General features: G+C 63.0%; 23 protein-coding genes and 1 tRNA gene. 7 read left to right on the top strand and 17 right to left on the bottom strand.

Going from position 1 to position 24,806, the window contains the following annotated elements; all coding sequences use genetic code 11:
* Positions 1-322 precede the first annotated feature (322 nt).
* A tRNA-Leu gene (locus NKJ23_RS09325) sits at positions 323-407 on the top strand.
* A 91-nt stretch (positions 408-498) separates the two neighbouring features.
* On the opposite strand, the gene NKJ23_RS09320 is transcribed toward NKJ23_RS09325, so the two are convergent.
* Entirely contained in the window at positions 499-1,083 is a 585-nt protein-coding gene (locus NKJ23_RS09320) for a GDYXXLXY domain-containing protein (protein ID WP_352587907.1), read from the bottom strand.
* Positions 1,080-2,198 (bottom strand): DUF2157 domain-containing protein, encoded by a 1,119-nt coding sequence (locus NKJ23_RS09315; protein ID WP_352680110.1) that lies wholly within the window; start codon positions 2,196-2,198, stop codon positions 1,080-1,082. The genes NKJ23_RS09320 and NKJ23_RS09315 overlap by 4 nt, the downstream gene beginning before the upstream one ends.
* A 222-nt stretch (positions 2,199-2,420) precedes the next feature.
* Here NKJ23_RS09315 and NKJ23_RS09310 point away from each other — a divergent pair, with 222 nt between their 5' ends.
* The 5 genes from NKJ23_RS09310 (at position 2,421) to NKJ23_RS09290 (ending at position 5,185) form a co-directional block, all read left to right on the top strand.
* Entirely contained in the window at positions 2,421-2,561 is a 141-nt protein-coding gene (locus tag NKJ23_RS09310) for a DUF1127 domain-containing protein (RefSeq protein ID WP_023678913.1), read from the top strand.
* A 48-nt stretch (positions 2,562-2,609) separates the two neighbouring features.
* A complete protein-coding gene (locus NKJ23_RS09305) occupies positions 2,610-2,750 on the top strand; it encodes a DUF1127 domain-containing protein (RefSeq protein WP_023678914.1) in 141 nt (46 codons plus the stop codon).
* Between the two features lie 381 nt (positions 2,751-3,131).
* Complete coding sequence (gene trmFO, locus NKJ23_RS09300) at positions 3,132-4,541, top strand: methylenetetrahydrofolate--tRNA-(uracil(54)-C(5))-methyltransferase (FADH(2)-oxidizing) TrmFO (protein WP_352680108.1); 1,410 nt, start codon at positions 3,132-3,134, stop codon at positions 4,539-4,541.
* 70 nt (positions 4,542-4,611) lie between these two features.
* On the top strand, positions 4,612-4,902 hold the full coding sequence (locus tag NKJ23_RS09295) for a type II toxin-antitoxin system ParD family antitoxin (protein ID WP_352454489.1): 291 nt from the start codon (positions 4,612-4,614) through the stop codon (positions 4,900-4,902).
* The gene (locus NKJ23_RS09290; protein WP_502902518.1) at positions 4,862-5,185 is read left to right on the top strand and encodes a type II toxin-antitoxin system RelE/ParE family toxin; all 324 of its coding nucleotides are present in this window, start codon (positions 4,862-4,864) and stop codon (positions 5,183-5,185) included. Before NKJ23_RS09295 ends, NKJ23_RS09290 begins: the two co-directional genes overlap by 41 nt.
* 118 nt (positions 5,186-5,303) lie before the next feature.
* Here the strand turns inward: NKJ23_RS09290 and NKJ23_RS09285 are convergent, their stop codons facing one another.
* The 4 genes from NKJ23_RS09285 to yajC are packed head-to-tail and all read right to left on the bottom strand — an operon-like array spanning position 5,304 to position 9,537.
* Positions 5,304-6,131 carry a phytoene/squalene synthase family protein gene (locus NKJ23_RS09285; RefSeq protein ID WP_502902520.1) on the bottom strand — a complete coding sequence of 276 codons (828 nt, stop codon included), beginning with the start codon at positions 6,129-6,131 and terminating at the stop codon, positions 5,304-5,306.
* A 25-nt stretch (positions 6,132-6,156) separates the two neighbouring features.
* Complete coding sequence (locus tag NKJ23_RS09280) at positions 6,157-6,546, bottom strand: Mth938-like domain-containing protein (RefSeq protein WP_352680105.1); 390 nt, start codon at positions 6,544-6,546, stop codon at positions 6,157-6,159.
* Positions 6,547-6,591: 45 nt separating this feature from the next.
* The gene (secDF, locus tag NKJ23_RS09275) at positions 6,592-9,144 is read right to left on the bottom strand and encodes a protein translocase subunit SecDF (RefSeq protein WP_352568850.1); all 2,553 of its coding nucleotides are present in this window, start codon (positions 9,142-9,144) and stop codon (positions 6,592-6,594) included.
* A gap of 51 nt (positions 9,145-9,195) precedes the next feature.
* Positions 9,196-9,537, bottom strand: coding sequence for a preprotein translocase subunit YajC (yajC, locus tag NKJ23_RS09270; protein WP_352451381.1), 342 nt, complete (start codon positions 9,535-9,537; stop codon positions 9,196-9,198).
* 291 nt (positions 9,538-9,828) lie between these two features.
* Here yajC and NKJ23_RS09265 point away from each other — a divergent pair, with 291 nt between their 5' ends.
* Positions 9,829-10,704 (top strand): ATP-binding protein, encoded by an 876-nt coding sequence (locus NKJ23_RS09265; protein ID WP_352680103.1) that lies wholly within the window; start codon positions 9,829-9,831, stop codon positions 10,702-10,704.
* A gap of 96 nt (positions 10,705-10,800) precedes the next feature.
* Here the strand turns inward: NKJ23_RS09265 and NKJ23_RS09260 are convergent, their stop codons facing one another.
* From NKJ23_RS09260 to NKJ23_RS09210, 11 genes are all read right to left on the bottom strand, one after another.
* Complete coding sequence (locus tag NKJ23_RS09260) at positions 10,801-12,333, bottom strand: peptidoglycan DD-metalloendopeptidase family protein (protein WP_352680102.1); 1,533 nt, start codon at positions 12,331-12,333, stop codon at positions 10,801-10,803.
* 430 nt (positions 12,334-12,763) lie between these two features.
* Positions 12,764-13,429 carry a protein-L-isoaspartate(D-aspartate) O-methyltransferase gene (locus NKJ23_RS09255; RefSeq protein ID WP_352500868.1) on the bottom strand — a complete coding sequence of 222 codons (666 nt, stop codon included), beginning with the start codon at positions 13,427-13,429 and terminating at the stop codon, positions 12,764-12,766.
* Entirely contained in the window at positions 13,426-14,184 is a 759-nt protein-coding gene (gene surE, locus NKJ23_RS09250; protein ID WP_352577592.1) for a 5'/3'-nucleotidase SurE, read from the bottom strand. The genes NKJ23_RS09255 and surE overlap by 4 nt, the downstream gene beginning before the upstream one ends.
* Before the next feature lie 244 nt (positions 14,185-14,428).
* The gene (gene serS / locus NKJ23_RS09245) at positions 14,429-15,922 is read right to left on the bottom strand and encodes a serine--tRNA ligase (protein ID WP_352680100.1); all 1,494 of its coding nucleotides are present in this window, start codon (positions 15,920-15,922) and stop codon (positions 14,429-14,431) included.
* 458 nt (positions 15,923-16,380) lie between these two features.
* The gene (gene tatC, locus NKJ23_RS09240) at positions 16,381-17,244 is read right to left on the bottom strand and encodes a twin-arginine translocase subunit TatC (RefSeq protein WP_023678927.1); all 864 of its coding nucleotides are present in this window, start codon (positions 17,242-17,244) and stop codon (positions 16,381-16,383) included.
* On the bottom strand, positions 17,241-17,927 hold the full coding sequence (gene tatB, locus NKJ23_RS09235) for a Sec-independent protein translocase protein TatB (RefSeq protein ID WP_352680099.1): 687 nt from the start codon (positions 17,925-17,927) through the stop codon (positions 17,241-17,243). The genes tatC and tatB overlap by 4 nt, the downstream gene beginning before the upstream one ends.
* 45 nt (positions 17,928-17,972) lie before the next feature.
* Positions 17,973-18,194: a twin-arginine translocase TatA/TatE family subunit gene (locus NKJ23_RS09230; protein ID WP_023678929.1), complete on the bottom strand. Its 222-nt coding sequence runs from the start codon at positions 18,192-18,194 to the stop codon at positions 17,973-17,975.
* A gap of 178 nt (positions 18,195-18,372) precedes the next feature.
* Complete coding sequence (gene scpB / locus NKJ23_RS09225; protein ID WP_352451389.1) at positions 18,373-19,152, bottom strand: SMC-Scp complex subunit ScpB; 780 nt, start codon at positions 19,150-19,152, stop codon at positions 18,373-18,375.
* A complete protein-coding gene (locus NKJ23_RS09220) occupies positions 19,149-19,949 on the bottom strand; it encodes a segregation and condensation protein A (protein WP_352680155.1) in 801 nt (266 codons plus the stop codon). The genes scpB and NKJ23_RS09220 overlap by 4 nt, the downstream gene beginning before the upstream one ends.
* Before the next feature lie 58 nt (positions 19,950-20,007).
* On the bottom strand, positions 20,008-21,027 hold the full coding sequence (nagZ, locus tag NKJ23_RS09215) for a beta-N-acetylhexosaminidase (RefSeq protein ID WP_352680097.1): 1,020 nt from the start codon (positions 21,025-21,027) through the stop codon (positions 20,008-20,010).
* A 116-nt stretch (positions 21,028-21,143) separates the two neighbouring features.
* Positions 21,144-24,761, bottom strand: coding sequence for an SPOR domain-containing protein (locus NKJ23_RS09210; protein ID WP_352680095.1), 3,618 nt, complete (start codon positions 24,759-24,761; stop codon positions 21,144-21,146).
* Positions 24,762-24,806: the final 45 nt, after the last annotated feature.

Raw genomic sequence — 24,806 nt, 5'->3', positions numbered from 1 at the left:
AATGAGGCCGTCAAACGGCCCCTGCCGTTTACAGCCTGCCGGTATGATCTTGCCGGGAATGGCTTTTGGTGCGGGACTTGGCGATCTGTCCGCTCAACGCGGCACAAATCCTCCAGAAATACGCTCCAAAATGTGAATAAGTCTTTGTTTTTCCTACTTCTTATCACATTCTGCAGAAGCGGATCGTCGCGTCCCGTCACATTCGACACGCCTTTTGTCACAGGCGCGGCCGATTTTCAACCATCTTTGCATTCCGGCCAAGGATGCCGATGTGGGCTCTGACATTGACAGAATGATGGCTACATGGGATTGGCCGGGCAATGCGGATGTGGCGGAATTGGTAGACGCCCTGGATTTAGGTTCCAGTGCCGAAAGGCGTGGGGGTTCGAGTCCCTTCATCCGCACCATCCTTCGCTCTTCGAGCTTCGGGTGGCAGGCCACTCGAAGCTCCTCCAAAGCCTTGGCGAAGGAGGATCATTGCCAAGGCCGTAGCGCGATCTAGTAAAGCGGCTCCTCGAACAGTGTCTTGTCGCCGTCCACCAGCGCCTTGATCTGCGCGGTGCCGTTGGCCGCAATCGCCACCCGGATGCCGAACGGCCGCACCCGCATGTCGTTCTGGATCGCCATCCCCTCGCCTTCCGGCAGATAGAAGCGCTCGATGCCGTAATCCGGCGCGATCGTCGTTGCTCCCTGGCTGATATTCCAGCCCTCGGAGACGTGTCCGACGATATCGGCTTCATCGGATGCTGCCGGCGCCGGCGCTTGCCCGAACCAAGCCGCGGTCGGCCCCCAATAGCCGTCGGCGCCCTGCTTCAGCCTGACCACGATCGACGTTTCCTCGCTGGAAAGCTTGCCGGCCGGAATGTTGCCGATCAGCTTCACCGGTATGCGCGAAATATCGTAGCCGAGCAGAATGTAGTCACCGCGCAAGAGATCGCGCGGATCGATCGGCTCGACCCTGAGCAGGACCTGCTTGCCATCGCGCAGGATCGCCGCGCGTCCGGCGATGATCCAGCTCAGAAAGCCGATCTGGACGAGCGCCAGGACCAGCGCCGAGATGATCAGTCTTTTGCCGGTCATCATGCCGCCGCTCCTGTCATGTTCGAGGCGTTCATGCGCTTTTCTATGCGGATGATAATGAAAGCAAGAACGGCGAGAAGCACCGCCGCCGCAAGGAAGAAGCCTGCCGTGTCGAGCATTGATTGCAGCATCACCACATAGATGATGGCGAGTTCGAAGGCGAAGCCCGCATAGGCAATCCAGCGCAGTCCCCGGCTCTCGCGGCCGCCCAGCACGATCGCCGCGACGATGCCGGCCAGCGCAACAGCCGAGGCAATGGCGAAGCCGCTATTGTAGCTGCTTTCATCCGCCAGTTCGAATTGGATCATCGCCAGGCCGGTGAGAAAGCCGATCAGCGCGTGCAAGGGCAACCTGCCGCCGAGTTGCAAAACCCTCTCGACCGGCCCGGCAGCAAAGATCGCAGCGGTAAAAAGCAGCACCGATGCGGCAACGAGCGGGATGGCGACTTGCAGCGTGTCGTATTCCATGGCCAACAGCACGAGGTAGAAAAGGACCGACAGGATGATCAGGTGGCGCGCCGCCTGGCTGCGCGTCCAGAACGAAACGGCGAACAGAATTAGCGCCATGACCACGAAGAGATGCGGAAATTCCGTGCGCCGGAAGTAGTCGAACCCTCTCAGGAACAGCCAGGCATCGGCGATGCCGACGGCAGCGACGGTCAGCGGGTTTGAGCGCAGCGCCACCGCCGCCAGCGCCGTGCCGGCGCCCCAGGTGATCAAGGCCGAGGCCTCGTCGCCCGACAAATGATACATCTGGCCGATCAGCGCGATCGATCCGCCGAACGCTGCTGCCGCGACGATCCACAGCGCCTCGCCGATCGCCGCATGGTCGCGCATCTTCAGCACCGCGCCGCCGACATAGCCGGCAAGGATAACGGCAAAAAGTGCCGCGACCCGCACCAGCCGCGGGATGACTTCCCAGTTGGCGGCGATAAAGATCAGGATAGCCGCGCCGAACAGCAGCGCCGCCATCATCGCCAGGATCGAGCCGAAACTCAGCGATTTGCGTTCGTTTGCCTCGACGTCGCGCGTCAGCGCATCGGCCGTCGGCGCGTCGATCAGGCCAGCCTGCTGCCATCGCGCGATATCCGACCTGACCCGTGACGAATAGCTCGCCATGCCCCTCCCCCTTTGCTTGGTCCTTTTAGCTCGTCCGGCCAAGCGTTTGACCTAACGGCATTTTCCGATCTGGGCGGAAAACCGGACGCGCGTTAATGCTGCATTGCACAATTTGCATTGCTGCCATGCACCAATAGCGCTTTTAAATCGATATAACCCCACCTATTTTCACGGTGCACACAAAGACGGAATGATCCGAAAGAAAGACGAAACGAGACTACCATGAACCTGATCCGCAACTATCGCAACTGGCGCCGCTATAGGGACACCGTGTCCGAGCTGAACCGCCTGAGCACCCGTGAACTGACCGACCTCGGCATCAGCCGCAGCGACATTCACTACGTCGCCCGCAAGGCGGTCTAATCCTTCGGGCCGCAAATGGTCCGAACCAGTTTTGAAAAGAGAACGACAATGAACCTGATCCGCAACTATCGTAACTGGCGCGTCTACCGCGAGACGGTTACCGAGCTGGGTCGCCTGTCGAATCGCCAGCTCAACGATCTCGGCATCGTCCGCGACGAGATCAAGATGGTCGCTCGCAGGGCGATCTAACCACAAGAATTTCGCCAGGGTCGACCTCCTCCCCGACCCTGACGGATACGGTCAGCCTTCACCTCCTCCCGAGGGTTGACCACAAAAACGGCGCCCGCCGGACCTCCTCCCCCGGCGGGCGCTGTTTCTAAGTTGTTTCTAAAAAGGGTTTCGCGCCCTTTCAAATGGCGAAAGGAATTTCGTCAAAGCCGACCTCCTCCCCGGCGATGGCGAATACGGTCGATCTTCACCTCCTCCCGAGGATCGACCAACAAAACGACACCCGCCGGATCTCCTCCCTCGGCGGGTGTTGTTGTTTTGGGCGGTCTTTCCTAGGCAGCCCACTTGCGGTGCGATCCCTGGCAATTGCAATCCTTGCGCCAAGCGACTATTTCGGCGCTCATGGACAAGAACCCCATTCACGTTATCGGCGGCGGACTTGCCGGCTCCGAAGCCGCCTGGCAGGCGGCCGAAGCCGGCGTTTCCGTTGTCCTGCATGAAATGCGTCCCGTCCGCGGCACCGATGCGCACAAGACCGACGGGCTGGCCGAGCTCGTCTGTTCCAACTCCTTCCGTTCCGACGATGCGCAAACCAATGCCGTCGGCCTGCTGCACGCCGAAATGCGGCTGGCCGGTTCACTGATCATGAGCGCCGGCGATGCGCACCAAGTGCCGGCCGGCGGTGCGCTCGCCGTCGACCGCGACGGATTTTCCGAAGCGGTCACCAAGAAGCTCGAAGCCCACCCGCTCATCACCATCCGACGCGAGGAAGTGACCGGCCTGCCGCCGGCGGACTGGGACCAGGCGATCGTTGCCACCGGCCCGCTGACGGCGCCGTCGCTCGCCCAGTCGATTGCGGACGCAACCGGCGCCGACGCGCTCGCCTTTTTCGACGCCATCGCCCCGATCGTCCATTTCGACACGATCGACATGGACATCTGCTGGTTCCAGTCGCGCTACGACAAGGTCGGCCCCGGCGGCACCGGCAAGGATTACATCAACTGCCCGATGGAGAAGGAGCAGTACCTTGCCTTCGTACAGGCACTGGTCGACGGCCAGAAAACCGAATTCAAGCAATGGGAAGGCACGCCCTATTTCGACGGCTGCCTGCCGATCGAGGTGATGGCCGAGCGCGGCGTCGAGACATTGCGCTACGGGCCGATGAAGCCGATGGGGCTGACCAATGCACACAATCCGTCTGTAAAGGCCTATGCCGTCGTCCAGCTTCGCCAGGACAACGCACTGGGCACGCTCTACAACATGGTCGGCTTCCAGACCAAGCTGAAGCATGCCGAGCAGGTGCGCATATTCCGCACCATCCCCGGGCTGGAAAACGCCGAATTTGCCCGCCTAGGCGGCCTGCACCGCAACACCTACATCAATTCGCCGACGCTGCTCGATGCGTCGCTGCAGTTGAAATCGCGGCCCGGCTTGCGTTTTGCCGGCCAGATCACCGGCTGCGAGGGCTATGTCGAGAGCGCCGCCATCGGCCTGCTTGCCGGACGTTTCGCGGCCGCCGAAAGGCTTGGCCATGCGCCGTCGCTGCCGCCCTTGACCACCGCCTTCGGCGCCTTGCTCAACCATATCACCGGTGGCCATATTGTCTCCGACGACGAGCCGGGAAAGCACTCCTTCCAGCCGATGAACGTCAATTTCGGCCTGTTCCCGCCGGTGGACGCGCCGAAGATCGAAGGCAAGCGGCTGCGCGGCAAGGACAAGACGGTCGCCAAGCGGCATGCGGTGACATCGCGCGCGCTCGCCGACTGCCGCGAATGGCTGGGGCTGCCTTTTCGGGCGGAAGCGGCGGAGTAGCTCCCTGCTTGCGGATTGCGCGGCGCAGAAGTAGGATAACATCCTACTTTGTATCGCGAGGCCAAATTCCATGGAATCCGCTGAGAAACTGTCAATCACCGTAACGCCCGCCATGGCGCGTATGATCCGCGAAAAGGTTGAAGACGGCTCCTTCGGTTCGGCCAGCGAAGTCATCCGCGCAGCGCTTCGCGCCTTCCAGCGCGAGGAGGAAGAACATGCCGAGCGCATGGCCTCGATCAGGGCGCGTGTAAAGGCGTCGATCGAGGATACGAGGCCTGGCTATACCGGAGAAGAGGTGCGCGATCATCTCCGAGGACTGTTTGCTCGGTATTCAGGCCGCGCTGATGATTCAGCGGCTTGAGGTCGACTATCGTGAAACCGCCAGAAACGATTTGGCTGACATTTTCAAGCACATCATCGAGGCCGGCGGAAATCCGGACATAGCGCTGAAATTCGTGCTTCGAATCGAAGATCGCTGCCGAAGCATCGGCAATGCACCGCGTGGCGGCCGGCCGCGCGATGACATTGCACCAGGGTTGCGAACGGTGCCGTTCGAGCACTCGGCTATTATCCCTATGTTGTCAGCGACGATCTTGTTCGCATCGTCAACATCTTCTACGGCGGTCGCGATTATGAGACGCTGATGCGCGATGGCGGATCGAGTAATCCATCGTGATGAAAAACTACTCGGCCGGGGCAATGCTCGCCGCCTGCAGTCCAGGCTTGGCGGCCTCCCCGGACTTCCTCATTGGTCATCAGCCTTCATGTGGCCGGCCAGCCTCGCGTCGCTCGCCGGAACAAAAGCCAATGCCGGCGCAGGACGCACAGCCGAGCCACATCCTTGAGAGGCGAGCGGCGGGCAGTCTCCATCTTGTCGAGATAGGCGCCCAACAGAGCCAGCGGCAGAAACGCCGGGCGCAGCGAAACCGGCAGAGCGGACGCCCCCTGCTCGAAAGCGGAAAGATGCTCGCGTGCCAGCGCGATCATCGCGGCAACGGCGCGTTCCGCGCCCGGCCCGCCGTCGCCTGTAACGAATTCTTGCGGCGAGGATCCCGCCGCTGCCAAAATGTCGGCCGGCACAAAGCACTGTCCCCGCTTGCGATGCAGCGGCAGCAGAAGCAGCAGACCGGTCATCGCCTGCGCACAACCTGCCCTGCCGGCAAGTTCGGCAAAGCGCGGTGCTTCGGCCGGATCGAGCACGATCGCCGCAAGCTGGATGAGCGCGGCGGCAGTCTCGCCGCAATAGCCTTCGAGATCGGTGCGCGACGGCATCGGGTCGTCATAGAGATCGAAGACGCGCGCTTCGAGCATATTGTCGAAAGCGGCCTTGGGCAGGCGGTGAGTGGAAATCGTCGCCTTCAGCGCGTCCGCCACGGGATGGCCAATCTCTGCCTCATCCTCTTCGGCGGCGATGACATCGCGCCACCATTGCAGCCGGACCTCGCCCGGCAGCGCTTCGCGGATGCGATCGCGTATGCCGGCAATTTCGGCGTTGAAGGCATAGAGCGAAAACAGCGCGTCCCGCTTGTCTTCGGGCGCGTAGAGCGCGGTCAGATAGCGGTCATGATCGGCGGCGCGCACCGTCTCCATGACGACTTTGGTGTTTTCGGCCACGTCAGTCGACGGCGATGAGTGCTGCGGCCACGGCGCGGTCTTCAGCCAGCAGCACATTATAGGTCCGCACCGCCGCCCCCGTCGACATCGGATCGGCGGAAATGCCCGCTTCTTTCAGTGCCGTACGCAGCGCTGCAGGCAACGGCCTCAGATCCTTGCCGCTGCCGACCAGCAGGATCTCGACCTTGGCGGCCTCGTCAAACAGCTTGGTGAAATCCGCCGCCATCAGCGCCAGCGGATCGGCCGGTTCCCAGCCATAGATGCCCGAAGGCAGGCACAGCAACGAGCCGCGATGCGACATATCGGCAAAGCGGAAGCCGCCATTGCCGTAAGCTTCGATCGGCGCGCGGCCGGGGAAATGCGCCTCGCGGATGACGATGCCTTTGGCCACTAGTGGTCCGATTCTAACTGGCGCGGCAAGCCGTGCGGCAGGCCGTCAGGTGGCTATGGCTTTGCCGCCGCCCACCGGCTTTTCCTCGTCCGACGCTGTGGCCTGCGGCCGCAACTTGAACAGGATAAGCAGCGGCGCGGCGATAAAGATCGACGAATAGGTGCCGAACACGACGCCGAACAGCATCGCCATGGTGAACGAGCGGATCACCTCGCCGCCGAACAGCACCAGCGCCAGCAGCGCCAGGATCGTCGTCACCGAGGTCAGCGTCGTCCTCGACAGCGTCTCGTTGATGGCGTTGTTCAGCAATTGCGGCAGCGGCATTCGCTTGTATTTTCGCAGATCCTCGCGAACGCGGTCATAGACGACGATCGTATCGTTGAGCGAATAACCGATGATGGTAAGGATCGCCGCCAGCGACGACTGGTTGAATTCGAGGCCGGTGATGACGAAGAAGCCGATCGTCATGACCACGTCGTGCACGGTCGCAACGATGGCGCCGACCGCGAACTGCCATTCGAAGCGGAACCAGACATAGATCAGGATGCCGAGCAGCGCGACCAGCATGGCAATGGTGCCTTGCTTGGCAAGCTCGCCCGAGACCGTCGGCCCGACCACTTCGACGCGGCGGAAATCATACTGGTCCTGCAGCTCGCCGCGCACCTTGTCGATGACGGTCTGTTCGGCGTTCTCGCCGCCCTCCTGCGTGCCGACGCGGATCAGCACGTCGTTCGGTTCGCCGAACTGCTGAACCTGCACCTCGCCGATGTTGAGTTCCGTCAGCCTGCCGCGGATGTCGGCGAGATCAGCATTGCCGGTCTTGGCCTGCACCTCGATCAGTGAGCCGCCCTTGAAATCGATGCCGTAATTGATGTCGATGGTCATGAAGCCGATGACCGACAGCACCGAAAGCACGCTGGACAGTGTGAACGTCCAGCGGCGGATGCCCATGAACGGAATTTTCGTGCCGGGTGGAATGAACGTCACTGGCGCCCGCGGCAACTCCTTCGGACGGGCGCGGCGAAGCCAGATCGACACCAGCAGGCGGGTGAAGGTGAAGGCGGTGAAGACCGTGGTCAGGATGCCGATGGCATAGGTGACGGCAAAGCCCTTCACCGGCCCGGTTCCGAGCCAGAACAGCACCACGGTTGCGATCAGCGAGGTCACGTTGGAATCGACGATGGTCGCCAGCGCCTTGCTGAAACCGGTATCGATCGCCTGAATGACCGAGCGGCCGGCACGTCGCTCCTCGCGAATACGCTCATAGATCAGCACGTTCGAATCGACCGCCATGCCGATGGTCAGCACGATACCGGCGATACCCGGCAAGGTCAGCGTCGCGCCAAGCAGCGACAGCAGCCCGACGATCATCGCGACATGCACCGCCAGCGCGATGTTGGCGAGGAAGCCGAGGAAACCGTAGGCGACGAACATGAACGCCACCACTAGGATTGACCCGATGATACCCGCGACCTTGCCGGCATGGATGGAATCCTGGCCGAGACCAGGCCCCACGGTGCGCTCCTCGATCACAGTCAGCGTCGCCGGCAAAGCGCCGGCACGCAGCAGCACGGCGAGGTCGTTGGCGCTCTCGGCAGTAAAATTGCCCGAGATTTGGCCGCTGCCGCCAAGGATCGGTTCGCGGATCTGCGGCGCCGAAATCACCTGATTGTCGAGGATGATGGCGAACAGCTTGCCGACATTCTGCGATGTCGCCTGGCCGAACCGCGTCGCTCCCCTGGAATTGAAGGTGAACGAAACCACCGGCTCGTTGGTCTGGGAGTTATAGGTCGCACTCGCTTTGTCGAGGTCTTCACCCGAGACGATGACGCGGTTCTCGATCAGATAGGGAACGGGCGGATCGTCCTGCGAATAGAGCACCGAGGACCCCGCCGGCGGGCGGCCCTTGAGCGCATCCTGCACCGGCATCGACTGGTCGACCATCTGGAAGGTCAGCTTGGCGGTCTGGCCGAGGATCTCCTTCAGCCGCTGCGGATCCTGCAGGCCCGGCACCTGGACCAGAACGCGATCGTCGCCCTGCCTTTGCACGATCGGCTCGGTGGTGCCGAGCTCGTTGACGCGGCGACCGACGACCTCGATCGACTGCGTCAGCGCCGCCGAGGTGCGGTATTTGATGCCGGCATCGGTGACGGTGAACTTGAGCAGGCCGGGCTGGGATTCATCCAGCGTCATCTCCCGGATGGAGCCGCCGCTGAACAGGCCAGCTTGCACCGGATCGGTTAATGTCTTCAACGCATTCTTGGCGGCATCGACCTGATTGGCATCGGTGATGCGGACCTGAACGCTGCGGCCCGATCCGGAAAGGCCGGTATAGCCGACCTTGGCATTGCGCAGCAGCGTTCGAATTTCGTCGCGCGTCGTCTCCAGCTGGTCCTTGATCAGATCGTTCGGATCCATCCTGAGCAGGATGTGCGAGCCGCCCTGCAGGTCGAGGCCGAGCGTCATCTGCCGCTTCGGCACCCAGTCGGGCAGCTTGGCCAGCGTGCTGGCAGAAAAAAGGTTGGGCGCAGCGAGGACCACTGTGGCGGCCACGGCCAGCCAGATCAGGATCATCTTGAAGCGCGAAAAATAAAGCATATGGCGTCGTCCGTCAGGGCGTACTGGCGGATCGTTCCGCCGACAATTCGGTTATTTCTTGGCGTTCTGGTTCGCCACCGGCTCGCCCTTGACGCGCACGTCGGCGATCGTCGAGCGCAGCGCCGTCACCTTGGTGCCGCCGCCAAGGTCGATCTCCAGCTCGTTATCGTCGATCACCTTGGTCACCTTGCCGACCAAGCCGCCGCCGGTGACAACGGTGTCGCCGCGGCGAACCGCCGCCAGCATCTCGCCGCGCTTCTTCAGCTGCGTACGCTGCGGCCGGATGATCAGAAAATACATGATCACGAAAATCAGAGCAAACGGCACGATCTGGATAAACATTGCGGACGAGTCCCCGCCGATGCCTTGGGCGTATGCCGGTGTCACGAACATCGAGGTACTCCTGAATTTTAAAAACAGCCGCCAAACCGTTCTGGGAATTTGACGGCCCCGCCAAATTTGGCCGGAATATAGTCGGTAACGTTGCCAATGCAACTGCGCGGCCGGGCAAATCGGCTGCTTTTGCGGCCTGGTGAGCCGTGTTAGAGGGTGATCCCGAAAAGCGACGCTCGGTTTTCGCAAAAGATCATGCCCGAACAAATGCTTGGGACGAGTTTCGAAACCGCTGAAATCAGGTAGGTTGGCCTGCCGCACCATCCTGAAAGCGAAACAAAAAGACAAGAGATGACCGACAGTACCATCGATACCCTGAGCCAGAAGCTCGACCGCCTGATCGAGGCGGTCGCCCGCCTCGCCCCGCCGCCGGTGCCGCAAACCGACCTGGGCGAGGCCGATTGCTTCGTCTGGCAGGCCGATCCCGGCTATCTGGAGCCGGTGCGCAAGGTCAACCGCGTCGACATCGGCCTGATCCGCGGCGTCGACCGCGTCCGCGACATATTGGTCGACAACACCGAGCGCTTCGCCTCCGGCTACGCCGCCAACAACGTGCTGCTATGGGGCGCGCGCGGCATGGGCAAATCGTCGCTGGTCAAGGCGGTGCACGCCGCGGTAAACGCTTCGGCGAAGCCCGACCTGCCGCTCAAGCTGATCGAGATCCATCGCGAAGACATCGACACGCTGCCAAAGCTGATGGGCCTGCTGAAGGCAGCGCCCTTCCGCTTCATCCTGTTTTGCGACGATCTGTCATTCGACCACGACGACACCTCCTACAAGTCGCTGAAGGCAGCGCTTGAAGGCGGCGTCGAGGGCCGCCCGGCCAACGTCATCTTCTACGCCACCTCGAACCGGCGGCATCTGTTGCCGCGCGACATGATCGACAATGAGCGCTCGACGGCGATCAATCCGTCCGAAGCGGTCGAGGAAAAGGTTTCGCTGTCGGACCGTTTCGGCCTGTGGCTTGGCTTCCACAAATGTTCGCAGGACGAATATCTCGACATGATCGACGGCTATGTCCGCCATCACAATCTCGCCATCGATCCCGAGACGCTGCGCGCCGAGGCGCTGGAATGGGCGACGACGCGCGGCAGCCGTTCGGGCCGCGTCGCCTGGCAGTTCACCCAGGATCTGGCAGGCCGGCTCGGCAAATCGCTGAAGGATTAGCCGCTCAAGGACTAACAGCAGAAGAAGCCCGCACCTTGCGGAGCGGACTTCCTCGGCGGGCTGAAGGTCAAGTGGCCCGCAAATCGCTTTCGTCTTCTATTCGAGATAGGTCGAAGGATCGACCGGCGCCGAGTTTTTGCGCACTTCGAAATGCAGTTTCGGCGAGTCGGTGGTGCCGCTCATGCCGGACAGGGCGATTTCCTGGCCGCGCTTGACCTTCTGGCCGCGCTGCACCTCGATCGAGCTGGTGTGGCCGTAGACGGTGACCAGACCGTTTTCGTGCCGCACCAGCACTGTGTTGCCGAATTCCTTGAGGCCGTCACCGGCATAGATGACGACGCCGTTTTCAGCCGCCTTGACCGGCGTCCCCTCGGGCACGGCAATGTCGACGCCGTCCTTGCCGCCGCCGAAGCTTGAGATCACGCGGCCGCGCACCGGCCAGCGCATCTTGCCGATGCCGGTTGCGTCCGGCGCCACCGCATCGTCGTCCTCGGCCTGCTGGATGACTTTCGCGTCCTTCTTTGGCGGCGTGTAGGAGGCGAGCGTCTGCGTCGGCGTGGCCTTGGCAGGCGGCTGGGTGGTGGCCGTCGTCACCGGATCGACCTTTGCCGGCTTCACGCCGGCGACGACAGCGGTTCCGCCTGCCGGCACTTTCAGGGTCTGGCCGATCTTGAGCAGTCCATCCTGCATGCCGTTCGCCTGCTTTAACGCGACGACGCCGACGCCGGTCTTTCTGGCGATGGCCGACAGCGTATCGCCTTGCTGAACCGTGTAGGTGCCGCCGGCACCGGCTGGCTTGGCCGTCGCCGAAGCCACTTTGGGCGCGGTCTTTCCATCCTTCGGCTGGCTTGCGGCAGCCGAGGCGTCCACCTGCGCGGCGGACTTGCCTTCCCTGAGCTTCGGCTGCTGCGGCAGCACGGCCACCTTCTCCGGCGCGTCGGCCGGCTGGTCGTGCCTGGTGCCATTCGCGGGCTTGGCGTCGGCGACTTTCGGCGTGGCGCCGTTGCTCGAATACGCATAGGCCGGGATGACGAGCTTCTGGCCGGTCTTCAGCCCCTTGGTCGCGCTCAGCCCGTTGACTTTCATGATGGCATCGGCCGGCACGCCGTAGCGCCGTGACAGGCCGGAAATGGTCTCGCCATCCTTGACGACGATCTCGGTTGCATGTGGCGCGCCGGCGGCCGTCGCCATGCGCGGCGCGTCGGGCTCGGCGTTCTTGAACGGCCTTGCCGCCGGTGCGACGGTGCCGGTTGCCGTCCTGTCGACACGAGGGGCGGCAGGCGCCAGGGCCGGCGCGGCAGCGGTACGCACCGGACGGGCGGCGGGTGCCAGGGCGGGAGCCGGCGGTGGCAACTGCTGTGCCGTAACCGGTTCGAGGCTTGAGCGGCTGACCGACTGGGTGTGGCTGCCGTCGATCGGCGCGGCCGCAACATCGCCCGGATAGGGCTGGGCAGCATCCTGCTTGTCGATGATGGCGCGCTGGTTGTTGGTCGAGGCGGTGAACACGTCATCGACGCTGTTGAACCGCGCCACCTGGGAACTACACCCCGTCGCAGCGCCTGCGATCATGAGGACGGCGCAGCCACGCGCCAGATTGCGTCCGTTTGCCTTCAAAACACTGAATTGCATCGCACTAACCCGCACAGACCCGGTACAACTGAGTGTGATTAAAGCGCGTTAATGTTACCGGTCGGTTAAACCTGTAGAATCAGACGCAAATTTTCTTAAAATATTCGAGGATCGAGCGCCGGGTGTGTCGAGATTCAGGTCAGGCCGAGCCGAAAATGGTGGGTTCCGAGAACCGGAGCGGAGCGTACTTTTGGGTACGTGAGCACCGGCCTACGCCGGCCATAGCCTTAACTGCCGCGACCTCTTATGAATGCTTCGGCCGGCGAAGGCCGGAAGCGGAGGAAGCCGCCATTTGCAGGCCGGCCTCACCTGAATATCGACACAGTCTAAAGCGCGTCGCGTTCGATCGGTCTCATGCGACGCGCTTCAGATTCGTGTTTTTATGCATGTCGTTACCGCAAAACCGCTGCACACTTTTGCGCGACATGCATTAGATCACCGCGGCGACACCGTGCAGGATCGGCTGCAGGCGCACCAGGCCGATATCCTCGCGTTCGAAGCGGCTGCCGACCTTGGTCAGCTTGGCCAACACCTGCTCGCCTTCGTCGGGTCCGATCGGCGCGATGACGATGCCGCCGCTCGACAATTGGTCGAGGAGAAAGCGCGGCAGGCTGTCGAAGGCCGCCCAGGCGACGATGCGGTCGAACGGCGCTTCGTTGGCCAGCCCGTTGGAACCGTCCGCCTGGCGCACGATGACATTGCCGATGGCGAGCGCCTCGAGCCGCTGCCGGGCCTGTTCGGCGAGTGTCTTGTAACGGTCGATGGTGACGATCCGCGCGGCAAGCCGCGACATCACCGCCGCCGTGTAGCCGGACCCGGTGCCGATCTCGAGCACCCGGTTGCCCGGCTCGATGGCAAGTGCCGCGATCACCGCCGCCTGCAGGTCGGCGCCTTCGATGGCCTCGCCGCATTCGATCGGCAGCATACGGTCCGACCAGGCTATCGAGTGGAAATGCGGAGACAGAAAGCCGCGCCGCGGCGTCGCCTCGAAGGCGGCGATCAGCGCCTTCGGCACCGTCCCCCTGCCGCGCAGGCGAAGCAGGAAGGCAGCGAAACCTTCGCGCTCGTCGACCGTTGCAGCGTGGTTCAAGTTCATGCGAGCGCCTTGGCCAGTTGATCGCGGATTTCATGCGCGGTGAGATCGAGCTGCAGCGGCGTCACCGACACCAGCCGATTGCGCAAGGCATGGAGGTCGGTGCCTTGCTTGCCCTCGACCGGCTCGCGGCCGAAGCGCAGCCAGTAGTAAGGCAGGCCGCGCCCGTCGCGCCGCTCGTCGACCCACAGGCTGTGGACCAGCTTGCCCTGCGAAGTGACCACAGTGCCGGCGATCTCTTGCGGCTCGCAATTCGGAAAATTGACGTTGAGCAGCACGCCGTCCGGCAACGGCATGGCAACGAGCTTTTCGAGCAGGGCCGGCGCCAGCGCTTCGGTGGTCTCGTAGGGAACGACGCGGTCCTCGCCGACATAGGAATAGGCCTGGCTGATGGCGATCGAGCGCACGCCGAGCAGCGCGCCTTCCATGGCGCCGGCGACCGTGCCCGAATAGGTGACGTCGTCGGCGATGTTGGCGCCGGAATTGACGCCGGACAGGATCAGGTCAGGCGCTTCGGGCAGGATCTTCTTCACGCCCATGATGACACAGTCGGTCGGCGTTCCGCGCACCGCAAAGTGCTTTTCGCCGATTTTCCTGAGCCGCAGCGGCTCCGAGATCGACAGCGAATGCGCATAGCCGGACTGATCCTGTTCCGGTGCCACCACCCAGACGTCGTCCGACAGCGTGCGGGCGATGCGTTCGAGCGACGCAAGGCCCTCGGCATGGATGCCGTCGTCGTTAGTCAGGAGGATGCGCATGAGACCGCCTTTGCAGAATTGGATTGACGGCAGCGCTCTACGATACCCCCCTCTGTCCTGCCCTCTTTTCCACCACTTGGCATCTCCCCCTCAAGGGGGGAGATCGGCAATTCCGTAGCCGCCGCCTTCCTTGCTACGCCAACAGTTGGCGAAAGCTGTGATGACGGCGCAATCTCCCCCCTTGAGGGGGAGATGTCCGGCAGGACAGAGGGGGGCGCGAAGGAACGCGGGGCCGACAAGCTTGTCACTTCGATGATTCGATCTTTGCGAGACCGCCCATGTAAGGCCGAAGCGCTTCAGGAATGGTTACGCTGCCGTCCTCGTTCTGGTAATTTTCGATGACGGCAATGAGAGCGCGACCGACGGCGGTGCCGGAACCGTTCAGCGTGTGGACGAAGCGGTTGCCCTTGCCGTCCTTGTCCTTGTAGCGGGCGTCCATGCGCCGCGCCTGGAAATCGCCGCATACCGAGCACGACGATATCTCGCGATAGGCATTCTGGCCGGGCAGCCAGACCTCGATGTCGTAGGTCTTGCGCGCGCCAAAGCCCATGTCGCCGGTGCACAGCGTCACGGTGCGGAACGGCAGGCCGAGCCGCTTCAGCACCTCCTCGGCGCATTCGGTCATGCGCTCATGCTCGGCAACCGAAGTCTCCTGGTCGGTGATCGACACTAGCTCGACCTTGTAGAACTGGTGCTGGCGCAGCATGCCGCGCGTGTCGCGCCCGGCCGAACCCGCCTCCGAACGGAAACAAGGCGTCAGCGCGGTATAGCGCAGCGGCAGTTTTTCATGCGGCGTGATTTCCTCGCGGACAAGGTTTGTGAGCGGCACTTCGGCTGTGGGGATGAGACCGAAACGGTTTCTCAAGTCATATTCGAGACCGCCGATTTCAGCCTCGACGATCTCGACCCGAGCACCGTGCGAAATGTCGTGTAAGAACCTTGCAATAAAATGTTCAAGCTCGTTAGGCGTATGCTGCGGATTGCTTCGAATCCACGCACTCACCAATTTCGGTAACGCATCGGTTAGATCATCGGCCCACCCTCCTCTCCGAGGGTCCGTAAAAAACAAATCGTCTTCGAACTTCGGCAGCTGCCCGGTGCCGAAAAGCACCTCGTCACGCACCATCAGTGGCGGCTGAATCTCCTCATAGCCATGCTCGGTCGTGTGCAGGTCGAGCATGAACTGGCCGAGCGCGCGTTCCATCCGCGCCAGGCCGCTTTTGAGCACGGTGAAGCGCGAGCCGGAAAGCCGTGCTGCCCGCTCGAAATCCATCATGCCGAGCGCTTCGCCGATCTCGAAATGCTCCTTCACCCAGTTCGGCCGCGTCGGCACCTCGCCGACGACGCGCTTGACGACGTTGTCGTGCTCGTCCTTGCCGACCGGTACGTCGTCGAACGGCACGTTTGGCAGCACTGCCAGCGCATCGTTCAGCGCCTTGTCGAGCTCGCGCTCGCGCGCCTCGCCATTCTGGATGAAGGCCTTGATCTCGCCGACCTCGGCCTTCAGCCTTTCGGCAAGAGCTGCATCGCCCGAGCGCATGGCATTGCCGATCTCCTTCGATGCGGCGTTGCGGCGTTCCTGCCTGGTCTGCAGCTCGGTCAGATGCTCGCGCCGCGCCTCATCCGCGGCGATCAGGTCGTCGACCGTGGACTGCGCATCCCCGGCCGACCACGAGCGCTTCTGGAGCGCTTCGACAAGGGCCTTCGAGTTGTCGCGAATCCATTTGATGTCAAGCATGGTCTGTTCGTCCTCGGCACGGCGGTTTCGGGGTAAGGAAATGCCCAAAACAAAGACCAGAGGGCGTAAACCGCATCCCTGATCGATGCAAGATGTCAAGCCGAGTTCCTTCGCGCCCCCCTCTGTCCTGCCGGACATCTCCCCCTCAAGGGGGGAGATCGGCAGCTTCGCCGACGGCTTGCTTTTTCAGCGCCGGAGATCTGCGAAAGCCGCGATGACGGCCGATTTCCCCCCTTGAGGGGGAGATGTCCGGCAGGACAGAGGGGGGCGCTGTCCCGCCGACATTGATGTCGGCAGCACTCGCAACATTTGGTCGAAAGGAATCTGAACCAAAAAACCCGCCTCAGTGGGCGGGTCCTCGGCGCCGAATCAGCACCATACCCAAATTAATAGCATAGCTGCCGGCACAAAGCAAGAACAAAATACGACAGTGCCGGCGAAAGACCACTCGCCCCCAACTACGTCGAAGACGCGTCTGCCGGCTTTTCGGCCACCTCTTCGGTGGCGTCCTGCTTTTCGCGGGCCACACGGTCGCGCTCCTTGCTGCGTTCGATCAGCCGGGCCGACCAGATCGAGACCTCGTAGAGCAGGATCGTCGGAATGGCGAGGCCGATCTGGCTCATCGGGTCGGGCGGCGTCAGCACCGCCGCCACGACGAAGGCGATGACGATCGCCCATTTGCGCTTCTCGGCCAGGGCCGTGGACGACAGCATGCCGACCCGCGTCATCAGGCTTGTCACCACCGGCAGCTGGAACACCAGGCCGAAGGAGAAGATCAGCGTCATGATCAGGCTGAGATATTCGGACACTTTCGGCAGCAGCGAAATCTGCACCTGGTCGTTGGTGCCGGTCTGCTGCATGGCGAGGAAGAACCACATCACCATCGGCGTGAAGAAGAAATAGACCAGCGACGCGCCCATCAGGAACAGGATCGGCGAGGCGATCAGGAACGGCAGGAAGGCGTTGCGCTCGTTTTTGTAGAGGCCGGGCGCGATGAATTTGTAGATCTGCGTGGCGATCAGCGGAAAGGCGATGACCATGCCGCCGAACATGGCGAGCTTGACCTGGGTAAAGAAGAACTCCTGTGGCGCCGTATAGATCAGCTCGACCTTGTGCGGGTCGAGCCCGGCCCATTGGGTCGCCCATCTGAACGGAATGACCAGAAGGTTGAACAGCCGCTTGGCGAAAAAGAAGCAGACCAGGAAGGCAACAAAAAAACCGCCAATCGACCAGATCAGCCGCCGGCGCAACTCGATCAGGTGCTCCATCAGCGGAGCCGACGATTTTTCTATCTCGTCCTTTTCCTTGTCCGAAACGCTCACTTGGCGGCTCCCGCCGTTTTCCTGGCGGCCGGCTTCTTCGTTGCTGACGCCGGCTTCTTCGCTGCTGACAACTGCGCTTTTTGCTCAGCTTTTGCGGCAGGCTTTGGCGCAGCGGTCTTTGCCGGCTTGGCCGGGACGGCGGCCGCGGCTTTCGCGGGCGCTGGCTTCTTCTTTGCCGCAGGTGCTTTTTTCGGCACGGCCGCTGCAGCCGTTTGCGCCTGCACTGCCGGCGCTACGACGGACTCGTCCGTCATCGCCGGAAAGATCGGCGTGGCCGGCGTCGGCTCCGGCGGGCTGACGCCCGGCATCGTCGTTGCGCCGTTCTTAAGCGGCTCGGCCGCCTGCTCCGTCGAAGCGGCGGCATCGACGGCCGGCTTGGGTTTCATCACTGCGTCGACGCCGGAACGGACGTCGGCGGCGGCCTGCTCGAATGGATTGAGCTGCTTCCTGATCTCGGCTGCCGGATTGAGGCTTCTCAGCGAATCGACCGACTTCTTGACGTCGTCGAGCTCGGCTTCCTTCAACGCATCGTTGAACTGCCGCTGGAAATCGGACGCCATGCTCCGCAGCTTCGCAGTTGTGCGGCCGAAGGTGCGCAGCATGTTGGGCAAATCCTTGGGCCCGACGACCACGATCATGACGATCGCGATCACCAGCATCTCGGTCCAGCCGACTTCGAACATGGCTATACGTTCCGACTCAAGTTTTGGCCGACTAAAGTTTTGGGCTCAGCTTTTGCTGGCCTTTTCCTTCGGTACCGAAACGGTTTCGTCGGAACGGTGTTCGACGGTGCGCTTGTCCTCGGCTGTCTCGTCGTCGGCCATGCCCTTCTTGAAGCTCTTGATGCCCTTGGCCATGTCGCCCATCAACTCGGGGATCTTGCCGCGGCCGAACACCAGCAGCACGATCACCAGAACGATCATCCAGTGCCAAATCGAAAATGAACCCATAGCAAATCTCTCTCGAACGGTTTCCCAGACGCTGATCTATGCGCTTTCGGGTTCGGATTCAAACAGAACTGCGACAGAGTTCATGAATGAGTCGCCGAAGTCACGCACTTTCGGCACGGCGGCCCGCTACCAATCGGCGCAGTTCCATCCTGCCTGTGGCTTTAAGATGGCGCTCGGCTCAATCTTCCGTGACGCGCGGCGTCAAAAGGCCGAGTTCTTCGAGGTCGATGTCGGTCAGCGGATCCTCGTCGTCGGTGAGCGCATCGGGGTCGGCCGGCGGCAGCGGCACCGAGAAATTCGACGGCATGCGGCCGGACAGCAGCCCCGCACCCTTCAATTCCTCCATGCCGGGGAGATCGCGTATCTCCTCCAGTGCGAAATGGTCGAGGAAAATGTCGGTCGTGCCATAAGTGACGGGACGGCCGGGCGTGCGACGCCGGCCGCGCATCCTCACCCATTCGGTCTCCATCAGCGTGTCGAGCGTCCCCTTTGACGTCTCGACGCCGCGGATGTCCTCGATCTCGGCGCGCGTTACCGGCTGGTGGTAGGCGATGATCGCCAGCACTTCGAGGGCAGCGCGGGACAGCTTGCGCTGCTGCACCGTGTCACGGCTCATCAGGAAGGCGAGGTCGCCGGCGGTGCGAAACGCCCAGGCATCGCCGACGCGCACCAGATTGACGCCGCGCCGCGCATAGATCTGCTGCAGTTCGGCCATTGCCGCGGCAATGTTGATGCCGTCGGGCAGTCGCGAAGTGAGCTGTTTTTCGCTGACCGGCTCGGCGCTGGCGAATACGATCGCCTCGGCCATCCGTACGGCCTCCGCCATATGCAGCCGCTCGCCAGGATTCCGCGACAAATTCTGCCCCTGATTTTGTGCCGGGTTTTCGGCGACCGCGCCTTGCTCGGCATCGTCGTCGACCTTGAACGGAATGACCGAAGCGTTGGCGCGTTCGCTCATGGTGTTACCTCGACTATCTTGATGGCCTGGGCGCGGCCGCGCAGATAAAGCGGCGCGAACACCTGGTCCTGCCGCATTTCCATCTTGCCTTCGCGCACCAGTTCCAGCGTCGCCGCAAACGAGCTGGCAACCGCGGTGCGCCGCTCTTCCGGGCCGGCCAGATATTCGACCAGGAAACTGTCGAGCGCCGTCCAGTCGCGCAGCGACCCGATCAGCCTGGTCAGCACGTCGCGCGCATCCTTGAGCGACCACACGCCGCGCCTGGCGATCGTCACATGGGTTATTGCCTGCTTCTGGCGCTGCTGGGCATAGGCGGTCAACAGGTCGTAGAGCGAGGCCGAATAGGCATTGCGCTTCTCGACGATGACCATTTCCGGCATGCCGCGTGCAAACACGTCTCGTCCGAGCCGGTTGCGGTTGACCAGCCGTGCCGCCGCGTCGCGCATCGCCTCCAGCCGCTTCAGCCGGAACTGCAGCACCGCCGCCAGCTCCTCGCCGCTTTCGCCTTCGTCGCCGGGCTGCTTGGGGATCAGAAGCTTCGACTTGAGGAAAGCCAGCCATGCCGCCATCACCAGGTAATCGGCAGCAAGCTCCAGCCTCAGCGCCCTCACCTTCTCGACAAAGGCCAGATATTGCTCGGCCAGCGCCAGGATCGAGATGCGCGACAGGTCGACCTTCTGGTTGCGGGCAAGATGCAGCAGAAGATCGAGCGGACCTTCGAAACCGGCCACATCGACGACCAACGCCGGATCGCCGGTCAGCCGGGAATCGTCGTTCTCGGCCCACAAGCGGTCCATCGGTGCGGCCTTGCCGGCCTTCAGGTCCAATGTTTCCGCCACTTCGCTTCCTTTGATGCTAGGCCACCGCGTCGAAATAACTGGCAAATTCGGCCCGAATCTCGGTCTCGTCCGCCACGTCGCGGTTCCTGATATAGGTCAGCGCCCGCTCCGCGCGCTCAAACGACTTGCCTTCCAGCCCGGTCGTGCGCGATGCAATGCCGGCCATCTCCTCGAACACGCCGTTGCAGTGAAGGACCAGATCGCAGCCCGCCGCAAGGATCGCCGCCGCCTTTGACGGGAAATCCCCAGAAAGTGCCTTCATCGAGGTGTCGTCGCTCATCAACAGCCCGTCGAAGCCGATTTCGCCGCGGATGATCTTTTCGATGACCTTGCCGGAAGTCGTGGCCGGGTTCTTCGGGTCGATCGCGCTATAGACGACATGCGCCGTCATCGCCATCGGCAAATGGTTGAGCTCCCTGAACGGGGCAAAATCATGCCGCTGCAGGTCGCCGATCGAGGCGTCGACGGTCGGCAGTTCGAAATGCGTATCGGCGAAGGCCCTTCCATGACCGGGAATATGCTTCATCACCGGCAGCACGCCGCCCGCTATCAGGCCTTCCGCCGCGGCGCGACCCAATTCGATGACGGCGCGCGGCTCCTTGCCATAGGCGCGCGCGCCGATAACGTCGCTGGCGCCCTCGATCGGCACGTCGAGCACCGGCAGGCAATCAGCCGTGATGCCGTAGCGCAGCAGGTCGAAGGCATGCAGCCGCGCCATCAGCCATGCGGCACGGGTGCCGGCGTCATGGTCGTCGCGCCACAAGACGCCGAGTGCACCGGCAGCCGGATAGTTCGGCGCCAGCGGCGGCCGTAGGCGCTGCACCCGCCCGCCCTCCTGGTCGACGAATACCGGCGCGTCCGCACGCCCGACGCAGTCGCGCATCGCGGCGACCAGATCGCGGATCTGCTCGGTCTCGCCGATATTGCGCGCAAACAGGATGAAGCCCCACGGGCATTCGTTGCGATAGAAACGGATCTCGTCGCGGGTCAGTGATTTCCCGGCGCAGCCGAGGATCATGGATTTTGATTCGGTCATGCGGAACAGTTTAGAGCTTCGCGCCGACAAAGGGAATCGCCCACAATTGCCATCAGAGGTTTCCGTTCACGCAAAAAAGCCGGCGCGGACGCCGACTTTTCGAGAGGTTTTGGTGCCTAGTGGGACACGAAGCAATTGCCGCCGGCAGCCTTGTAGCTGGTGCACAGTTTGATCGCCTCGTTGCGAGACTGCGCCGGAACGCGGACGCGGTAGAAGGTGCCCTTGCCGGCGATCTCGGCCTTGACGATGTTGGCGGTGCGGCCGGAAAGCACGCTGCCGTAGCGGCGCTGCAGATCCTGGTAAGTCGCCTGGGCGCTTTCGACTGTCGGCTGCGAAGCGATCTGTATCGACCACGAACCAGCCCCGGCCGCGGCCGGATCGATGGAAGCAACCTGATCGGGCTTGACCTCGCCAACCACATCGACCGGTTGGTCGGACGGACGCTGCGGCGCCACCGGAACCGTGGCCGGGGTGCTGGCGGACTGCTTGCTGGCTGACGGCTTAGCTTCAGCCTTTGTGTCGGGCTTGGGCGCCGGCTGCAGCTTGGAGGTTTCGGCCTGATCGCCGCTCGCCTGGTCGCCACTCGGCTGGTCGCCAATCTTCGGATCACTTGTGATTTGGTCGATCAGGGGCACGGTGCCGGTCTGCGCGGCGGCGTCGGCCTGGGCCGACGGAGCGACATGCTGCGGCGCCGGATCGGCCGGCTCGGCAGCAGCCATCTGCGGGGCGGCAGGCGCCGGATCCTCGCGCGCCACCAGCGAACCGTCAGGTTTCACGACCATGGTCCGTACCTTGCGCGGCGCAACGGCGACGATCTCGGGGGTTGCACCCTTCTCGGCCTCCTGCAGAACCTGCGCGATGCGATCCTCGGACTTGGGTGCCGGTGCGGCGACGGTTTCGGTAGCGCCAGCCGCATTGGCGCCAAGCGCATTGGTGTCAGGCGCGCTGGTGTCACGCGCGTTGGTGCCAGACGCATTGCTATCAGACGCCTCGGTGCCGGGCGCGTCGATATCGTCCGCGGCATCGGGGTCATTGGGCGAAAGATCGACGACGCGGCTCTCCGGTTCGTTGGCTTTCAGGTCCACGGGCTCTTCGGTGTTGGTGACCAGCTTCTGCTGAACCGGCTCGGCGGGCTTGGCGCCCTTGACCACAGCGTCATAAACCTTGTTGTCCTGGTTCGGCACGACGGTGCCGCCTGGATTTTCCGGCTTGATCTTGATCGGCCTGTTGTCGGCCTTGACGATAACCGGCGCATCGCCGCCGCTCTTGCCGCCGAGGGTCAACGCAAAGGCGCCAAGGCCTCCGGCGATCGCCACGGCGCCGACCACCGCTCCTATCAGCAGCCCGCGCCTGCGCGGCTGCCTTTCGGCCCCGCGTTCGGCAAGGCCCGGAACCGACATCTCCTCGTCCAGTTCGGGATCGTAGTCGAGCTCATCGAAGGTGAAATCGTCGGCCTGCGAAACCGGCTGGCCACCGGGCAATGGGCCCAGATCGAAACCGTCCGCTGCATCGGCATAGGAAGCGGCCGCCGCGCTGACGGGGGCTTCCGCAGGCTTGGCGCCATAGGCGCGCGTCTCGCTACGATCTTGCTTGTAGCCAGACGCGAAGCCGGCATCGTATTCATCGTCATAGCCAGCACTGCGCACCGGGGCAGGCGCGATGTCAGTTGCATTCATTTCGGTGAGAAGGCTGGCAAAATCGGCATCGAGATCGTCGTAGGCGGGCGCCACCGGCTCGTCATCGTCGAAGTTGAGCTCCGGAATGTCGAGATCGTCCGCCAGCGCCACCACGCGCTCGGGCACGTCGACCGTCTCGACATCGGGCATCTCGTCATAGGCGGAAGGCTGTTGATGCGAGGTTGGTGCAGCTTCCGTGTAGGCGGGCCGATCTTCATAGGACGGCCTCTCTTCGACCGGTGCGGCCCGATAGGACGGCGTTGCGGCCGGCTGCGGCGGTGGTGCCGGACGCGCCGAAGCCACCGGCTGGCTTGCAAAAGCGGGCTGAGGCTGTGCGACCGGTGTCACGCGGCTCCACGAGCGGGCCGGCTCGGGCGGTGTGGCGCGTGTTGTCAGCCAGTTCAGCGCATCGAGCGGGTCTTCCTCGGCAGCAGCTGCCGCACTCTTGTCGGCCGAGTCGTGATCCAGGCCGATATTCCTGGCGAAGTCGGCATCGAGCGCATCGCTGTCGAGATCATCCGCGCGTCCGGCAGCGGCTTCGACACCGAAATCCTCGCCTTCAAGCTCATCGAGGAGGACACTGCCAAGATCGGCGTCATCGGCGGCACTGGACTGCTGCGGCTCAGCGGGCTCGTGCTCGTCGAGTTCCCAATCCAGCTCGTCGACAGCATGCACCGGTTCGTTGGCGACGTCTTTGACCGCCGCCATTGGCTGTTCAGCGGCCACTGCTGGCTTCTGAACTACCGGCGCGATAGGCTGCTGAACAGCCATCACGGGCTTCTGGGCAGTCTGCGGGCTTGTCTGAGGTTCGTTGACCGCTTGTGCCGGCCGTGTGCTCATCGCACCGAGCAGCGCGTTCAGTTCGTCTTCCAGGCTGCGTTCCTCAGCCACTGGGGCCGTCGGGACGACAGCGGCCGGCGCCACTGGTTCGGCCGCAACTTGCGCCATGGGTTCTTCGGCTTCCTCGGCAGGCGCATCGTCGAAGCTCAGATCGAAATCGTCGTCGAACGCCGCTTCAGCGGCCGCGCCGGAAAGCCGGGCGGCCTCTGGCTCTTCGATCGACTGCTCTTCGATAAACTCTGGTTCTTCGATTTCGGCAGGCCCGTTCGAGCGAACATCGAAGTCCATGTCGACATCGGCCATGGCATCATCGAATTGGCCGGCAAGATCCTCATCGGCCGAAACCGCCTCAACCGGCGATGACGTGGCGGCGACGTTTTCCGCCGGCTCATGCTCGTCGAACATCAGCTCGTCTTCGAGCGAGCTTGCAACGGCATCGTCGAACTCGTCATCGAACGCGGCCGCTTGCGCGGCGGTTTCAACGGCGACGGTCTGCTCCATCGGCTCATGCTCTTCGAGCATCAGCTCGTCTTCGAGCGAACTTGCCACGGCGTTGTCGAACTCATCGTCGAAGGCGGGCTCGTCGACCGGCTCGATCGCCTCGGCTGCGGCCCTGGGTTCATCCTCGCCGGTCACCGCGATCTTGGCCGTCACACCGTCGTCGTGCCGAAAATCCTGGTCGAGCGAGGCGGCAAGTTCGTCGTCACTCGAAAGGTCGTCCTCGAACGGCGACACGTCTTCGAGCGAGCCGGCGACGGCGTTATCGAAATCGTCGTCGAGCTCCGGCTCGACGGCGGGAGCGAACGCCCTTTCGGGGGCGGAGGCAATTTCGTCGGCGGCAACAGGAGTGGCTGCAACAGGAGCAGCATCATCCGCCGCACTGTCGTCGAACGCGAAATCCTGTTCGAACGAGGCAGCAAGCGCGTCCTCCATTTCGTCGGCGGCGGCCGGTTCGGGTGTCGGCTCGCGAAGCTTGGCAGGGGAAGCATTGTCGTTGGCGTCGGCGCCGAATTCGCCCATCAACTCCTTCTCGAGATCGATCTCGAAATCGCCCTCGTCCACCGACGGTTCGGCGGCAGCGGTTTTCGACTGGGCCGGGGTTTGCGGTTTGACCGGCTGGCGCGGGTCGAACCCCATGATCCTGGTCAGTTCCGCGAACGGATCATCGTTGGCGATGTCGTTGTGGTCGGCTGCTCTCAGCTGGGTTCTGTCTGCCATTATTGTTCCCGAACTCGCACTCATTCGGACGCCATGGACGTCGCG

Origin of the sequence: Mesorhizobium sp. M0184 (assembly GCF_040322215.1) — a bacterium.
Lineage (GTDB): Bacteria > Pseudomonadota > Alphaproteobacteria > Rhizobiales > Rhizobiaceae > Mesorhizobium.
Note: the sequence above shows the minus strand (reverse complement) of the source record. Positions and strands in the feature narration are given on the sequence as shown.

Coding starts and splice junctions, on each gene's coding strand:
- NKJ23_RS09320 (WP_352587907.1), bottom strand. CDS start 1,083: ATGATGACCGGCAAAAGACTGATCATCTCGGCGCTGGTCCTGGCGCTC.
- NKJ23_RS09315 (WP_352680110.1), bottom strand. CDS start 2,198: ATGGCGAGCTATTCGTCACGGGTCAGGTCGGATATCGCGCGATGGCAG.
- NKJ23_RS09310 (WP_023678913.1), top strand. CDS start 2,421: ATGAACCTGATCCGCAACTATCGCAACTGGCGCCGCTATAGGGACACC.
- NKJ23_RS09305 (WP_023678914.1), top strand. CDS start 2,610: ATGAACCTGATCCGCAACTATCGTAACTGGCGCGTCTACCGCGAGACG.
- trmFO (WP_352680108.1), top strand. CDS start 3,132: ATGGACAAGAACCCCATTCACGTTATCGGCGGCGGACTTGCCGGCTCC.
- NKJ23_RS09295 (WP_352454489.1), top strand. CDS start 4,612: ATGGAATCCGCTGAGAAACTGTCAATCACCGTAACGCCCGCCATGGCG.
- NKJ23_RS09285 (WP_502902520.1), bottom strand. CDS start 6,131: ATGGAGACGGTGCGCGCCGCCGATCATGACCGCTATCTGACCGCGCTC.
- secDF (WP_352568850.1), bottom strand. CDS start 9,144: ATGCTTTATTTTTCGCGCTTCAAGATGATCCTGATCTGGCTGGCCGTG.
- yajC (WP_352451381.1), bottom strand. CDS start 9,537: ATGTTCGTGACACCGGCATACGCCCAAGGCATCGGCGGGGACTCGTCC.
- NKJ23_RS09265 (WP_352680103.1), top strand. CDS start 9,829: ATGACCGACAGTACCATCGATACCCTGAGCCAGAAGCTCGACCGCCTG.
- NKJ23_RS09260 (WP_352680102.1), bottom strand. CDS start 12,333: ATGCAATTCAGTGTTTTGAAGGCAAACGGACGCAATCTGGCGCGTGGC.
- NKJ23_RS09255 (WP_352500868.1), bottom strand. CDS start 13,429: ATGAACTTGAACCACGCTGCAACGGTCGACGAGCGCGAAGGTTTCGCT.
- surE (WP_352577592.1), bottom strand. CDS start 14,184: ATGCGCATCCTCCTGACTAACGACGACGGCATCCATGCCGAGGGCCTT.
- serS (WP_352680100.1), bottom strand. CDS start 15,922: ATGCTTGACATCAAATGGATTCGCGACAACTCGAAGGCCCTTGTCGAA.
- tatB (WP_352680099.1), bottom strand. CDS start 17,927: ATGTTCGAAGTCGGCTGGACCGAGATGCTGGTGATCGCGATCGTCATG.
- NKJ23_RS09230 (WP_023678929.1), bottom strand. CDS start 18,194: ATGGGTTCATTTTCGATTTGGCACTGGATGATCGTTCTGGTGATCGTG.
- scpB (WP_352451389.1), bottom strand. CDS start 19,152: ATGAGCGAACGCGCCAACGCTTCGGTCATTCCGTTCAAGGTCGACGAC.
- NKJ23_RS09220 (WP_352680155.1), bottom strand. CDS start 19,949: ATGGACCGCTTGTGGGCCGAGAACGACGATTCCCGGCTGACCGGCGAT.
- nagZ (WP_352680097.1), bottom strand. CDS start 21,027: ATGACCGAATCAAAATCCATGATCCTCGGCTGCGCCGGGAAATCACTG.
- NKJ23_RS09210 (WP_352680095.1), bottom strand. CDS start 24,761: ATGGCAGACAGAACCCAGCTGAGAGCAGCCGACCACAACGACATCGCC.